The sequence below is a fragment of the Flavobacterium galactosidilyticum genome (genome assembly GCF_020911945.1).
GTDB lineage: Bacteria > Bacteroidota > Bacteroidia > Flavobacteriales > Flavobacteriaceae > Flavobacterium > Flavobacterium galactosidilyticum.
In genome coordinates, this window is the sequence record NZ_CP087135.1 from 1,358,094 (window position 1) to 1,373,826 (window position 15,733).

Annotated in this window: 9 protein-coding genes; all 9 read left to right on the forward strand. The window is 34.0% G+C overall.

The window, feature by feature from the left end:
- Positions 1–5 precede the first annotated feature (5 nt).
- The 9 genes from LNP27_RS05895 to LNP27_RS05935 all read left to right on the forward strand — a co-directional run bounded on the left by LNP27_RS05895 (position 6) and on the right by LNP27_RS05935 (position 15,664).
- Positions 6–1,802, forward strand: a complete 1,797-nt coding sequence (locus tag LNP27_RS05895) for a cytochrome c oxidase subunit I (protein WP_229943678.1) — start codon at positions 6–8, stop codon at positions 1,800–1,802.
- 78 nt (positions 1,803–1,880) lie between these two features.
- Positions 1,881–2,903 (forward strand): Holliday junction branch migration DNA helicase RuvB, encoded by a 1,023-nt coding sequence (gene ruvB / locus LNP27_RS05900; protein WP_229943679.1) that lies wholly within the window; start codon positions 1,881–1,883, stop codon positions 2,901–2,903.
- 90 nt (positions 2,904–2,993) lie between these two features.
- A complete protein-coding gene (gene queG, locus LNP27_RS05905; protein WP_229944040.1) occupies positions 2,994–3,914 on the forward strand; it encodes a tRNA epoxyqueuosine(34) reductase QueG in 921 nt (306 codons plus the stop codon).
- Between the two features lie 188 nt (positions 3,915–4,102).
- Positions 4,103–4,528 (forward strand): CBS domain-containing protein, encoded by a 426-nt coding sequence (locus LNP27_RS05910; protein ID WP_229943680.1) that lies wholly within the window; start codon positions 4,103–4,105, stop codon positions 4,526–4,528.
- Positions 4,529–4,685: 157 nt separating this feature from the next.
- The gene (locus LNP27_RS05915) at positions 4,686–6,968 is read left to right on the forward strand and encodes an NADP-dependent malic enzyme (protein WP_229943681.1); all 2,283 of its coding nucleotides are present in this window, start codon (positions 4,686–4,688) and stop codon (positions 6,966–6,968) included.
- Positions 6,969–7,061: 93 nt separating this feature from the next.
- The gene (ruvA, locus tag LNP27_RS05920; RefSeq protein WP_229943682.1) at positions 7,062–7,643 is read left to right on the forward strand and encodes a Holliday junction branch migration protein RuvA; all 582 of its coding nucleotides are present in this window, start codon (positions 7,062–7,064) and stop codon (positions 7,641–7,643) included.
- A 26-nt stretch (positions 7,644–7,669) separates the two neighbouring features.
- Positions 7,670–14,815, forward strand: a complete 7,146-nt coding sequence (gene sov, locus LNP27_RS05925; RefSeq protein WP_229943683.1) for a T9SS outer membrane translocon Sov/SprA — start codon at positions 7,670–7,672, stop codon at positions 14,813–14,815.
- Between the two features lie 92 nt (positions 14,816–14,907).
- On the forward strand, positions 14,908–15,288 hold the full coding sequence (gene gcvH / locus LNP27_RS05930) for a glycine cleavage system protein GcvH (protein ID WP_229943684.1): 381 nt from the start codon (positions 14,908–14,910) through the stop codon (positions 15,286–15,288).
- 55 nt (positions 15,289–15,343) lie between these two features.
- The gene (locus LNP27_RS05935) at positions 15,344–15,664 is read left to right on the forward strand and encodes a VanZ family protein (RefSeq protein ID WP_229943685.1); all 321 of its coding nucleotides are present in this window, start codon (positions 15,344–15,346) and stop codon (positions 15,662–15,664) included.
- The last annotated feature ends 69 nt before the right edge of the window (positions 15,665–15,733 follow it).

Sequence of the window (15,733 nt, forward strand, 5' to 3'; positions counted from 1 at the left end):
CATATATGTCAGCAGAAGGTCACGATCACGCAATGGATCACGAACACGAACACCACCATAAAGAAACTTTTATTACTAAATATATCTTTAGTACTGATCATAAAATGATTTCTAAGCAATACTTGATTACAGGTATTATCATGGGAGTTATTGGAGTACTAATGTCACTTCTGTTTAGAATGCAACTAGCATGGCCAGAAGAATCATTTAAAATTTTTAATTTACTTTTAGGTGATAAATTTGCTCCAGGTGGAGTTATGGCTAATGATATTTATTTGGCCCTTGTTACTATACATGGTACAATAATGGTATTCTTTGTTTTAACTGCTGGTTTGAGTGGAACATTTAGTAATTTATTAATTCCATTTCAAATTGGTGCTCGAGATATGGCGTCAGGCTTTATGAACATGGTGTCTTACTGGTTGTTCTTTTTGTCAGCTGTAATTATGTTATCATCATTATTTGTTGAGGCGGGTCCAGCTTCATCAGGATGGACTATATATCCGCCATTAAGTGCATTGCCACAGGCAATTCCAGGTTCTGGTGCAGGTATGACATTGTGGTTGATTTCGATGGCAATATTTATTGCTTCTTCATTATTAGGTTCATTAAACTACATTGTTACTGTAATTAATTTAAGAACTAAAGGAATGTCTATGACAAGATTGCCATTGACAATATGGACATTCTTTGTAACTGCAATTATTGGAGTAGTTTCATTTCCAGTTTTATTATCTGCTGCGTTACTTTTAATTTTCGATAGAAGTTTTGGAACTTCTTTCTTCTTGTCAGACATCTATATTGCTGGTGAAGTTTTGCATTATCAAGGTGGATCTCCTGTTTTATTTGAACACTTATTCTGGTTCTTAGGGCATCCTGAAGTATATATTGTTATTTTACCTGCAATGGGTATTGTTTCTGAAGTTTTAGCGACGGGTTCTCGTAAGCCAATCTTTGGATACAGAGCAATGATTATGTCTGTTTTAGCTATTGCATTTTTATCAACAATAGTATGGGGGCATCATATGTTTGTATCAGGAATGAATCCATTTTTAGGATCTGTATTTACTTTTACAACCTTATTAATTGCGATTCCATCGGCTGTTAAAGCATTTAACTGGATTACTACATTATGGAAAGGAAATTTACAATTGAATCCAGCTATGTTGTTTTCTATTGGTATGGTTTCTACATTTATTAGTGGTGGTTTAACTGGAATTATATTAGGAGATAGTACATTAGATATTAATGTACATGATACTTACTTTGTTGTAGCTCACTTTCACTTAGTAATGGGTATTTCTGCACTTTATGGAATGTTTGCTGGAGTTTACCACTGGTTCCCTAGATTGTACGGAAGAATGATGAATAAGAATTTAGGCTATATTCACTTTTGGGTTACTGCTATTTGTGCTTACGGAGTATTTTTCCCAATGCACTTTATTGGATTAGCTGGTTTACCTAGACGTTATTACACAAATACAAGTTTCCCTTTATTTGATGATTTACAGAATGTGAATGTACTTATTACTACTTTTGCTTTGATTGGTGGCGTTTTTCAATTGGTTTTCTTATATAACTTTTTCAGTAGTATATTCTTCGGTAAAAAAGCGGTTCAAAACCCTTGGAAATCGAATACTCTTGAATGGACTGCTCCAGTAGAACACATTCATGGAAACTGGCCTGGTGAGATTCCAGAAGTTCATAGATGGCCTTACGATTATAGCAATCCTAACCATGATGAAGATTTTGTACCTCAAAATGTACCAATGAAACCAGGTGAAGAAGTTTTACATCACTAGTTTCTTTAAATATTTAAAATGCCTTTCTATTCTGAAAGGCATTTTTTTTTACATGTAACTTTATTCTATCTTTGCTATATGAATGAAAATTTAGATCCAACATCAAACGGATACAATGCGGAAGAACTTGATCTTGAAAAAAAATTAAGACCACTTTCTTTTGATGATTTTGCAGGTCAAGATCAAGTATTAGAAAATTTAAAAATATTTGTTCAAGCGGCTAATCAGAGGAATGAAGCGCTTGATCATACTCTTTTTCACGGTCCTCCAGGTTTAGGTAAAACTACATTAGCTAATATACTTGCTAATGAATTGCAAGTAGGTATAAAGATCTCTTCAGGACCAGTACTTGATAAGCCCGGGGACTTAGCAGGTTTGCTAACTAATCTTGAAGAGCGCGATGTTTTATTTATTGATGAAATACATCGTTTAAGTCCTATTGTAGAAGAGTATTTATATTCTGCAATGGAAGATTTTAAGATTGACATAATGATCGAGTCTGGACCAAATGCGAGGACTGTGCAAATCAATCTCAATCCATTTACATTAATAGGCGCTACTACCAGATCGGGGTTGCTTACTGCTCCAATGCGTGCCCGTTTTGGGATAGCTTCACGTCTGCAATATTATACAACTGAATTGCTTACAGCAATCGTAGAACGAAGTGCTTCTATCTTTAAAATGCCTATATCAATGGAAGCTGCTATTGAAATTGCTGGTAGAAGTCGCGGTACACCCCGTATTGCTAATGCGTTATTGCGTCGTGTTCGTGATTTTGCGCAAATTAAGGGAAATGGAACTATTGATATTGAAATTGCTCGTTATGCTTTAAAAGCTTTAAATGTCGATGCTTTTGGTCTGGATGAAATGGACAATAAAATCTTAACCACAATTATTGAAAAGTTCAAAGGAGGTCCAGTTGGTTTGTCCACTTTAGCAACAGCTGTTTCTGAAAGTAGTGAAACTATTGAGGAAGTTTATGAGCCCTTTTTGATACAGGAAGGTTTTATTATGCGCACTCCCAGAGGTCGCGAAGTTACTGAGAAAGCTTATAAACATTTAGGAAAGATTAATTCTAATATTCAAGGTGGTTTGTTTTAAAATATTGTTTTTTAAAATAGGTCGAGCTTTTTGCTTTATCAGATTTTAATTGCTGCTTTTAATTTTTATATTTATCCTATAAATACGGTAATCATTTTAAAATCTCAATATACTCAATTCATCAAATCCGAGGCTAAGCGTCTCGGTTTTTTGTCTTGTGGGATATCTAAGGCTGGTTTTTTAGAAGATGAAGCACCACGTTTAGAAAATTGGTTAAACAATAATCGAAACGGGCAAATGTCCTATATGGAGAATCATTTTGATATGCGGCTAAATCCAACATTGCTTGTTGATGATGCTAAAAGCGTAGTTTCACTTTTGTTAAATTATTATCCAGAGGAAGTACAAAACTCGGAATCCTTTAAAATTTCTAAATACGCTTATGGGGAGGATTACCATTTTGTTATCAAAGACAAACTGAAGGAGTTTTTATTTTCAATTCAATCAAATATTGGTGAGGTGTCTGGTCGTGCGTTTGTGGATTCAGCTCCCGTTTTAGATAGAGCTTGGGCCGCTAAGAGTGGATTGGGGTGGATTGGTAAAAGCAGTAATTTAATCACCCAAAAAGTAGGCTCTTTTTATTTTATAGCTGAGCTCATTATTGATTTAGACTTAGAGTACGATAATCCGACTACAGATCATTGTGGGTCGTGTACTGCATGTATTGACGCCTGTCCCACAGAAGCAATTGTGGCTCCTTATACTGTTGATGGCAGTAAATGTATTTCCTATTTTACAATAGAGCTGAAAGAAAATATACCAACAGACATGCGAGGTAAGTTTGATGATTGGGCTTTTGGATGTGATATTTGTCAGGATGTTTGTCCGTGGAATAGGTTTTCAAAAGCACATAGCGAACCATTATTTAGTCCTAATCCTGAAATGTTATCGATGTCTAAAAAGGACTGGATAGAAATTACTGAGGAAACATTTAGGACTGTATTTAAAAAATCACCACTTAAAAGGGCAAAGTTTCACGGTTTAAAACGCAATATCGATTTTCTCAAGTAAAATTTATTTTACTTGATAGAAATATTTCTATTTATTTCAATATTCTTTATTGGTGATTTTTTTATTGTAAAACATAAAGAATTTATAAAGGAATTTATTTGTTTCGTGATTTATTTTCGTTCTATCTATGTTTTTATTGTTTTTATCTATATTTTTTTTAACTTTATCATTCACTAAATGAAGTAATTATGACAGTTAATCAAATTTTAAGTACAAAAGGAAAGGAAGTTTATTCGATACTTTCAACTAACACTGTATATGAAGCATTAACAGTGATGAGTGAGAAAAACATAGGAGCAATTCTTATTATTGAAGATACGATATTGAAAGGTGTTTTGTCTGAGCGAGATTATGCTCGCAAAATTGTACTGAAATCTAAGTCTTCTAAAAAAGCCTTTGTTCATGAAATTATGGAGACTGATGTGGTAACCGTAAGTCCATTGGACAATTTAGATTTTTGCATGGAGCTTATGAGTACTAAAAGAGTGCGTCATTTACCAGTTTTAGAAAATAATACTGTAATTGGAATCATCTCAATTAGTGATGTTGTAAAAGCGATAATTGATATGCAAAAAGATACTATTCAACATCTGAATTCATATATTACACAGTAAACTCAAATAACTTAAATTTTAATATAGCTGCAATTTTTGCGGCTATTTTTATTGTTATTTGCTAATTATCACCTAGTTTTTGTAAAAGAATAGTATAAAAGTTATCTTTTTAGAGCAAGTCTTCTATCTTTGCGATTGCGAATAAAATCTAAAATCCATGAATAAAGATAGTAAAAGAAGAGAAGCATTATTATACCATGCAAAACCAACTCCTGGTAAAATTCAAGTTGTTCCAACTAAGAAATATGCAACACAAAGAGATTTGTCTTTGGCCTATTCTCCTGGTGTAGCTGAGCCTTGTTTAGAAATTGCAAAAGACGTAAACAACGTATATAAATATACTGCTAAAGGAAACTTGGTAGCGGTAATCACTAACGGAACGGCAGTTTTAGGACTTGGTGATATTGGACCAGAAGCTTCTAAGCCGGTAATGGAAGGAAAAGGATTATTGTTTAAAATCTTTGCTGATATTGATGTTTTTGACATCGAAATTGGAACTAAAGATATCGAAGAATTTATTCAAACGGTTAAAAATATTGCGCCAACTTTTGGTGGAATTAACCTTGAAGATATTAAAGCACCGGAATCTTTTGAAATCGAAAGAAGATTAGTAGAAGAATTGAATATTCCAGTAATGCATGATGATCAGCATGGTACTGCTATTATTTCCTCAGCAGCTTTGTTGAATGCATTAGAGTTAGCAGATAAAAAAGCGGAGGATGTTAAATTAGTAGTGTCAGGTGCTGGTTCAGCTGCTATTGCCTGTGCTGATTTATATATTTTACTAGGTGTGAAGCTAGAAAATATTTTAATGTTTAATAGCAAAGGGTTGTTAACAAAAGATAATCAAAAACTGTCTGATTTACAATTAAAATATGCGAAGGACATTGAGCCTATTACTCTTGAAGAAGCATTAGTAGGCGCTGATGTTTTCTTAGGATTATCGACAGGAGATATCATGTCGCCACAAATGTTGTTAGGAATGGCTGATAATCCAATCGTTTTTGCAATGGCTAATCCTAATCCGGAAATTGATTACAATTTAGCGGTTGAAACACGTAAAGATGTAATTATGGCTACAGGACGTTCTGATTTTCCTAATCAGGTTAATAATGTTTTAGGATTTCCATATATCTTTAGAGGAGCGCTTGATGTTCGTGCTACAACTATCAATGAAGCTATGAAAATGGCGGCTGTTAAAGCATTGGCTTTGCTAACAAAAGAATCAGTACCAGAGCAGGTAAATGTGGCTTATGGAGCAACAAAACTGAATTTTGGTCGTGAATATATAATCCCTAAACCATTTGATCCTAGGTTAATTACTATTGTTGCTCCGGCTGTTGCCAAAGCGGCAATGGACAGTGGAGTGGCACTAAATCCTATAACAGATTGGAATAAGTACGAAGAAGAACTTATGGATCGTTTAGGAAATGATAATAAAATGCTTCGTTTGATTGTAAACAGAGCTAAAATGGATCCTAAAAAAATCGTTTTTGCAGAAGCAGATCATTTAGATGTTCTAAAAGCTGCTCAAATTGTTTGGGAGGAAGGAATTGGATTTCCAATTTTATTAGGGAACAAAGAAATTATTTTAGAATTAAAAGAGGAAATCGGTTTCGATGCTGCTGTTGAAATCATCGACCCGAAAACTGAAGAAGAAGAAGGTAGAAGAAATAAGTTTGCTAATACTTACTGGTCTTCTAGAAAAAGACGTGGTATTTCTTTCTTAGATGCACAAAAATTAATGCGCGAGAGAAACTACTTCGCTGCAATGATGGTCAATGAAGGGGAAGCAGATGCGCTAGTAACAGGTCATTCGAGAAGTTATCCTTCAGTGGTTAAACCAATGTTGCAGTTAATTGATAAAGCTCCAGGAGCTTCTCTAGTGGCTACTGCTAATATGATGATGACGGCTCGTGGGCCAATGTTTTTATCAGATACAGCTATAAACATTAATCCATCAGCTGATGATTTAGCTAAAATAGCTATCATGACTGCTACTACAGCAAGAATGTTTGGTGTAGAACCAGTAATAGCAATGATCTCATTTTCTAATTTTGGATCTTCAACTCACGAAAGTGCTAGTAAAGTTAGAGAGGCAGTCGCATATTTGCATAAAAATCACCCTGATATGATTGTTGATGGTGAAATTCAAGCTGATTTTGCTCTGAATCCTGAATTATTGAAATATAAATTTCCGTTTTCTAAGCTTGCTGGTAAAAAAGTAAATACGTTAATTTTTCCAAATTTAGATTCGGCAAACATCACCTATAAATTATTGAAAGAATTAAATAAGGTAGAATCAATTGGACCTATAATGTTAGGAATGGGAAAACCAGTTCACATCTTTCAATTAGGAGCTAGCGTGGAAGAGATGGTAAATATGGCTGCAATTGCAGTAATTGATGCTCAAGAAAAGCAAATAAAAAAAGCAAAATAAAGGCATCTGCAAGTAGAGAAAAGCATTGTTAAAATCCTGAATTTTAGTTAATCCTCTGTTAATTTTATTATATTTGGAGATAAATTATTATTCATGATAGCACATTTACAAGGTAAGTTAGTCGAGAAATCACCCACGCAAATAGTTATTGATTGTGGAGGAGTAGGTTACCATGTTAATATTTCTTTACACACTTATTCTTTATTGCCAAATACAGATTTTATAAAAGTGTATACGCATCTTCAAATCAAAGAAGATGCGCATACACTTTTTGGTTTTATGGAAAAGTCTGAGCGGGAGATTTTTAGATTGTTACTGTCCGTTTCTGGAATAGGAGCAAGTATAGCGCGAACTATGCTTTCGTCGCTAGATCCAAAACAAATTACTAATGCAATAGCCACTGCTGATGTAGTTACTATTCAATCTATAAAAGGAATTGGAAGTAAAACTGCCCAGCGAGTAATATTAGATTTAAAAGAAAAAGTATTGAAGCTGTATGACTTAGATGAAGTTTCTATGTCAAAAAGCAATACAAATCGAGATGAAGCGTTATCAGCTTTGGAAGTTTTAGGGTTTGTCCGAAAAGCATCTGAAAAAGTTATCGAAAAAATTGTCAAAGAAGACCCAGATGCTTCTGTTGAATCAATTATTAAAAAAGCATTAAAAAGCCTTTAGGAGGATATTTAAGAAACACGAGTTATATGCACAAAATTTGTATTTTTTTGCTTGTTTTATTTTGTGGCTATACAACACGCGCACAAGTAAAGGAAGTACTTCAGGATACCGTTAAGGCGGGGTTTTCTGTTGGGAAAATTCAGTTGAAAAACCCTCAAAGCATTCTTGCTGCTTATACTTATGATCCAGTGACGGATCGCTATGTTTATACCAATTCAGTAGATGGATTTTCCATCAATTACCCTATTATCTTAACGCCAAAAGAATATGAAAAATTAGTCTTAAAAGAATCCATGCGCGATTATTTTAAGAAAAAAGTAGATGCTGTTGATGGTAAAAAAGAAGGTAGCGAACTTGCAAAAAAGGATTTATTACCAAGGTATTATATCAAATCAGGTCTTTTTGAATCTATTTTTGGAAGCAACACTATTGATGTAAAGCCAACAGGGTCTGTAGAAATGGATATGGGAGTACGCTACACAAAGCAAGATAACCCTTCGTTTTCTCCAAGAAACAGATCTAATATGTCATTCGATTTTGATCAAAGGATCAGTATGAGTTTGATGGGAAAAGTGGGTACCCGGCTTAATGTTAATGCAAATTATGACACCCAATCGACCTTTGCTTTTCAAAATTTAATAAAATTAGAATATGCTCCTTCTGAGGATGACATCATTCAAAAAATTGAAGTTGGAAATGTAAGTCTTCCTTTAAATAGCTCGCTTATTCGAGGAGCGCAAAGTCTATTTGGTGTTAAAACAAAGTTGCAATTTGGAAAAACAACAATAACAGGTGTTTTTTCAGAGCAAAAATCACAGACTAAAAGTTTAGTAGCTGAAGGTGGGGGAACCATCGAGAATTTTGAAATGTTTGCATTGGATTACGATGCGGATAGACACTTTTTCTTGTCACAATATTTTAGAAATAGGTACGATAAATCGTTAGCAAATTATCCTTTTATTGATAGTAGAGTGCAGATTTCTAGAGTTGAAATTTGGGTTACTAATAAGCAAAATAGAGTAGCGGTTACTAACAACAACCTTAGAAATATTATTGCGCTACAGGATTTAGGGGAATCGCAATTGACGGGATTGCCAGATAGCGAAATTGTAGTTTTGAATCCTTCAGCTGGAATTTTTAATAATCTTCCAGACACGCCTTCAGACAATTCAAATAACGATTACGATCCAGCACAAATAAATACTGGTACTGGTTTGTTAAATCCTAATATTCGTGAAATTGTAACTGCGAATTCAGGTTTTAATGTTACAGTTAATGAAGGTCAGGATTACTCTAAATTAGAAAATGCGCGAAAACTAAACCCGAATGAATATACGTTAAATCCACAATTAGGTTATATCTCACTGCAGCAACGATTAGCTAATGATGAAGTTTTAGCAGTTGCGTACCAATATACAATTGGAGATAAAGTGTACCAAGTTGGAGAATTTGGAAATGATGGTGTTGATGCTACGGTGGTTACTGGAAATAGCCAGTCTACAACAGCTATTATTTCGCAAAGTTTGGTTTTGAAAATGCTAAAAAGTAATTTGACGAATGTCAAAAATCCTGTTTGGAATTTGATGATGAAAAATATTTATCAAATTCAAGGTGGTTACCAATTGCAGCAACCAGATTTTAGATTTAATATTCTCTATACTGATCCTTCACCATTAAATTATATTACAGAGGTTGCAGGAACACCCTTTCCCGCTAATCCATCAAAAGGGAATGAAGTAGCTGAAACTCCACTATTAAAAGTATTCGATTTAGATAAATTGAATTACAACAATGACCCGCAAGCGGGCGGCGATGGTTTTTTCGATTTCTTACCGGGCTTAACAATTGACTCACAAAATGGAAGAATAATTTTCTCAACCAAAGAACCTTTTGGTGAATTATTGTTTTCTAAATTAAAAAATGCTGGCTCAGCAGAAGATTATAGTAATACAGCAACCTATAATGAAAATCAAAGAAAATACGTTTTTAGAAGTATGTATCGTAACACACAATCGGGTGCGTTGCAGGATAGCGATAAAAATAAGTTTCTTTTAAGAGGGAAGTATAAATCAAGTGGTGGAGACGGAATACCTATTGGTGCATTCAATGTACCGCAAGGTTCTGTTGTTGTCACCGCTGCTGGAAGAATTTTAGTAGAAGGAATAGATTATAGTGTTAATTATCAACTTGGTCGTGTGCAAATTTTAGATCCTTCATTGCAAGCATCTAATACTCCTATCGAAGTTTCTTTGGAAAACAACTCCATTTTTGGTCAACAGACGAGACGATTCATGGGCTTGAATGTGGAACATAAAATATCTGATAACTTTGTAGTAGGCGGAACGTTTTTGAAAATGTCTGAAAAACCATTTACTCAAAAGTCAAGCTTTGGACAAGAATCAGTAAATAACACAATTTTTGGCTTCAATACTAACTTTTCTACTGAAGTTCCTTTCTTAACACGTTTGGTCAACAAGTTGCCTAATATTGATACTGATGTACCTTCTAATCTTTCGGTTAGAGGTGAGATAGCTTTCTTAAAACCAGATTCGCCTAAAACAGATAATTTTCAAGGAGAATCAACTATTTACGTTGACGATTTCGAAGGATCTCAATCTACTATTGATATGCGATCTGCGTATTCATGGAGCTTAGCTTCAACACCTGAAAGAAATGCAAGAAGCACTTATGATTTCAATGCTAGCGCCAATGATTTGAGTTATGGCTTCAAAAGAGCTAAACTGGCTTGGTACTCTATAGATCCCATTTTTTATACGCAAAAACCTTCAGGAATTTCAAATGAAGATTTGTCACTCAATAAAACCAGAAGAGTTTTTAGCAGAGAATTATATCCGGTTACTGACATCGCACAAGGACAAACTCAGGTTATAAGCACATTGGACTTAACTTATTATCCTTCGGAAAGAGGGCCTTATAATAACAGTTTAAATACTGCTAGTGATCCAATAAGTAATTTTGGAGGTATTATGCGTGCTATAAATTCAACAAATTTTGAACAAGGAAATGTAGAATATATTCAGTTTTGGGTTTTAGATCCTTATGTTGGAAAAGGAGAAACTCCGCTATCAAATTCTGGAAAGATCTATTTCAACTTAGGAGAAATTTCTGAAGATGTGTTAAAAGATGGAAGAAAACAATACGAGAACGGACTAGGACCTGATCAAATTCTTGCTAATCCAAGACCATTATGGGGTGATGTTCCTGCTTCTCAATCATTAATTTATGCGTTTGATGGTAATGTTGAAAATAGAAAGAATCAGGACGTAGGTTTAGATGGTTTGTCTAATAGCAATGAAGGCTCGGTATATACTAATTTTGCTTCGGAATTAGATCCAGCTGCTGATGATTATACCTATTATTTGAATACTAATGGTGGGATTACAGATAGATATAAAAACTACAATGGTACTGAAGGAAACTCGCCTGTAAATATCAATGATCCTAATCGAGGGTCAACTACTTTTCCTGATGTTGAAGATATCAATAAGGACAATACTATGAATACTATCAATGCGTATTACGAGTATAGTGTTGATATACAACCAGGGATGACCGTAGGGCAAAATAACATTACTGATATTAGAAACACGCAAGTGACTTTACCTGATGGTTCAAGTACTGACGCAAGATGGTTACAATTTAAAATACCGGTTTCTCAGCCGGAAAATACAATTGGAAATATTTCTGATTTTAGATCCATTCGTTTCATGCGAATGTTTATGACAGGATTTAGTTCAGAAGTGACTGTTCGTTTTGGAGCATTAGATTTAGTACGTGGTGAGTGGAGAAGATACACTAATACACTTGACTTTAACGATACAAATGTTGCAGATGATAATACTAATTTAGATGTTTTAGCTGTAAACATTCAGGAAAATAATGAAAGATGTCCTATTAACTATGTGACGCCACCTGGCGTGCAAAGAGAGCAACTATATAATAACAATTCTATAATCAATCAAAACGAACAATCATTATCGTTGAGAGTTTCGGGCGACGGATTAGAGCCGCAAGATTCTAGAGCAGTTTTTAAAAATGTAAGTATTGATATGCGTCAATTCAAGAAATTGAAAATGTTTTTGCACGCTGAATCATTGCCTAATGAAATTGCGCTTCAAGACGATCAGATGGTTGGATTCATTCGTTTTGGTAATGACTTTACCCAAAATTTTTATCAAATAGAGGTTCCTTTAAAGGTAACTGTAGCTAATTCTGTATCTAATTCTGATTGCGGACCTTTGAGTGCCGAAGCAGTTTGGCCAGATGCAAATGAGATTGACTTACCATTAGAATTACTGACTCGCATGAAAGTTTTAGCAATGAGCATTGACCCAAGCTCATTACCAATTGATGGGATTTATTACCCGGATGCTGATCCTAATAAACCAGAAGGTGATGGTAGCAGTACTTTACGATTAGGAATTAAAGGAAATCCTAATTTTGGATTAGTACGAACGCTTATGGTTGGTGTAAAAAACAGTGACCTTCGCAATGATATTAAAGGTGAGGTTTGGTTTAATGAACTACGCTTAGCTGATATGGATAATCAAGGTGGAATGGCTGCTTTATTAAATGTAGATACAAATTTAGCTGATTTTGCTACTGTTTCTGCATCAGGTAGAAAGAGTACGGTAGGTTTTGGAGCTTTAGAACAGGGACCAAACGAACGTAGCCGTGAAGATACTCAGTTGTATAATATTGTGACTAATCTAAATCTTGGGAAATTATTGCCAAAAAAATGGGGAGTAAATCTTCCTTTCAACTATGCGATAGGCGAAGAAATAATTACACCGGAGTATGATCCTTTCAATCAAGATATAAAACTAAAACAGTTGCTTGATAACACCTTTGATCAAGCTAAAAAAGATAATATAACTAATAGAGCTATTGATTATACAAAACGAAAAAGTATCAATTTTATCGGAGTTAGAAAAGAGCGTCAAGCAGAGCAAAAGCAACATATTTATGATGTAGAAAACTTCACTTTTTCTCAATCTTTTAACCAAGTGGAGCGTCATGATTTTGAAATAGAAGATTATGTAGATCAACAAGCAAATTCATCCGTGGATTATGGCTACACTTTTCAGTCTAAACCAATCGAACCGTTCAAGACGACTAAATTCATGAAGAAAAGTGCGTATTGGAAGTTACTAAGTGATTTTAACTTTAACTATTTGCCTTCTAATATTTCATTTAATAGTTCTATCCTTCGACAGTATAATCGCCAGCAATTTAGACAAGTTGAAGTGCAAGGAATAGGTCTTGATCCTTTATATCGTAGGAATTTTGCTTTTAATTATCAGTATGGTTTTAATTATAACTTGACAAAATCACTAAAATTGAATTATACAGCATCTTCAAGTAATATTGTAAAAAATTATTTGAATGAAGATAATGAGCCTATTGATAGTTTTACTATTTGGGATAGCTACTGGGATATTGGTGATCCAAACCAGCACATGCAACAATTAGTTGTAAATTATGAATTACCAATTAATAAAATTCCATTATTTAGTTTTGTTAAAGCGACCTACTCCTATACAGGTGATTACAGTTGGCAACGCACCTCAAACGCATTGTCTCAAATAGAAATCAATGGTACAGAATATAATTTAGGAAATACAATTCAGAATGCAAATTCAAATAATTTGAATGCTACGTTCAATATGGATATGTTGTACAAATATTTGGGAGTAGATAGAAGTGCGAATAAAAATGTGCCAAAACCTAAAATGGTTGCGCCAAAACCTGGTGAAAAAATAGTAAACACAAATGCAAGCCAAATTCAAAAGAACAATCCGTTTGTTGACGGCTTAATTGGTGTTTTGACGAGCATTAAGAATGTGCAGATGAATTATACTTACAATAGCGGTACTTTATTGCCGGGATATACGCCAGGTGTTGGGTTTCTAGGTTCGTCAAGACCAACATTAGGATTTATATTTGGTAGTCAAGATGATGTGCGTTATGAAGCTGCTAAAAACGGATGGTTAACGAATTATCCAGATTTTAACCAGAACTTCACGCAGGTGACTAATAAGTTATTTAAGGCTACAGCCAATATCGATTTGTTTCCTGATTTGAAAATTGATTTGTCATTAGACAGAGCTTTTTCTGAAAACTCTTCCGAGCAATATGATGTTACTAATGGTGTTTATAATCCTAGATCACCTTTTAGCACTGGTATATTTTCTATCTCAGCGGTGTTGATAAAAACGTCTTTCTCTGCAAGTGATGAATTTGGGTCGGCTGCTTTTGATGATTTCAGATCTAACCGTCTTACTGTAGCGAATCGTTTAGCAACTCAAAGAGGAATAGATATCAATAATCCTAGCAACAGAGATGCGGAAGGGTTTCCTATTGGTTACGGCAAAAATAATCAAGCCGTTTTGTTGCCTGCCTTTTTAGCAGCTTACTCAGGAGGAGATGCATCTAATGTTTCTCTTGGTATATTTAGAAATTTCCCTATACCAAACTGGGCTGTTAAATACAATGGTTTAATGCGATATGGAGTTTTTAAACAAAACTTCAAGCGTTTCTCATTGCAGCATAATTACAGAGCTTCTTATACTATAAATGCTTTCAGATCTAATTTTGAATATGACAATACGCCAAATGGAGTAGATGCTAGTGGTAATTTTTACAATCAAACCATTATGTCTAATATTAACTTAGTAGAACAATTTAATCCGCTTATCAGAATGGATTTTGAACTAAAAAGCTCTTTAAAAGTTCTGACAGAAATTAAGAAAGATAGAGCGTTGTCAATGAGTTTCGATAATAACTTACTGACTGAAGTAAAAGGAGTTGAGTACGTTGTAGGACTAGGGTATCGTTTTAAAGATGTGATTTTCTCGTCGAAGTTAGCTGATAATCCTAGTGGAATAATAAAAGGAGATATCAATTTTGCGGCTGATGTTTCATACAGAAACAATAGCACTATCGTACGTTATTTGGATTATGACAATAATCAATTAGCGGGTGGACAGAATATTTGGTCTTTGAAACTTAAAGCTGATTATTCTTTTAGTAAAAATCTAACCGCAATTTTCTATTATGACCACTCCTTTTCAAAAGCTGTCATCTCTACTTCATTTCCTCTGACCAATATTCGCTCTGGATTTACGCTGAGATATAACTTTGGAAATTAATTTTTTAAGTTTGAAGCAAGATTTGAATAGAAGATTATTACATTTGTAACAGAAATTTCAACAATCAATTATTAATTACAATTACAATTTAAATGAACATACCAGCAAATTTAAAGTACACTAAAGATCACGAATGGATTAGTATTGAAGGCGACGTAGCAACAGTAGGAATCACTGATTTTGCACAAAAAGAACTAGGAGATATAGTTTACGTTGAAGTAGAAACATTAGATCAGACTTTAGAGAAAGACGAAGTTTTTGGAACAGTAGAAGCGGTTAAAACAGTTTCTGATTTATTTCTTCCATTAGCAGGAGAGATTATTGCTTTTAATGATGATTTAGAAAGCAAACCAGAAAGCGTAAATTCAGATCCTTATGGTGCTGGATGGATGATTAAAATAAAAATAGCAAACATGGATGAAGTAGAAGGTTTACTTTCTAGTGATTCATATAAAGAATTAATAGGTGCCTAAACAACTTTATTTTTGGGCCGTTTTATTGTGGTCTGGAGTAATTACTTTTTTTTGTTTGGCAAAATTTAATAATGTTCCCTTAGGTAATGTTCCAAATTTTGATAAGGTAGTTCATGCTTTTTTCTATTTTGTTTTAACAACATTAAGTTTTTTGTTTCTAAAAAACAGGAAGAGTGGCGTAAGTACTTCAAGATATCTTATTTTTTCGTTCCTGTTTTCTGTTGTTTTTGGAATAGGAATCGAGATTATTCAAGGATACTTTACTGAAAATAGGCATGCAGATGTTTTCGATGTCATAGCAAATACATCAGGAGCGGCTCTATCAATACTGCTAATTGTTTTATTTGGTTTGAATAGAGTAAAATCAAAGTTTTAAAATATGAAAGTCCCGCTTTAGTGGGACTTTTTGTTTTTATTACCTTTCGTGTTAGTTCGCAGTTGTCTT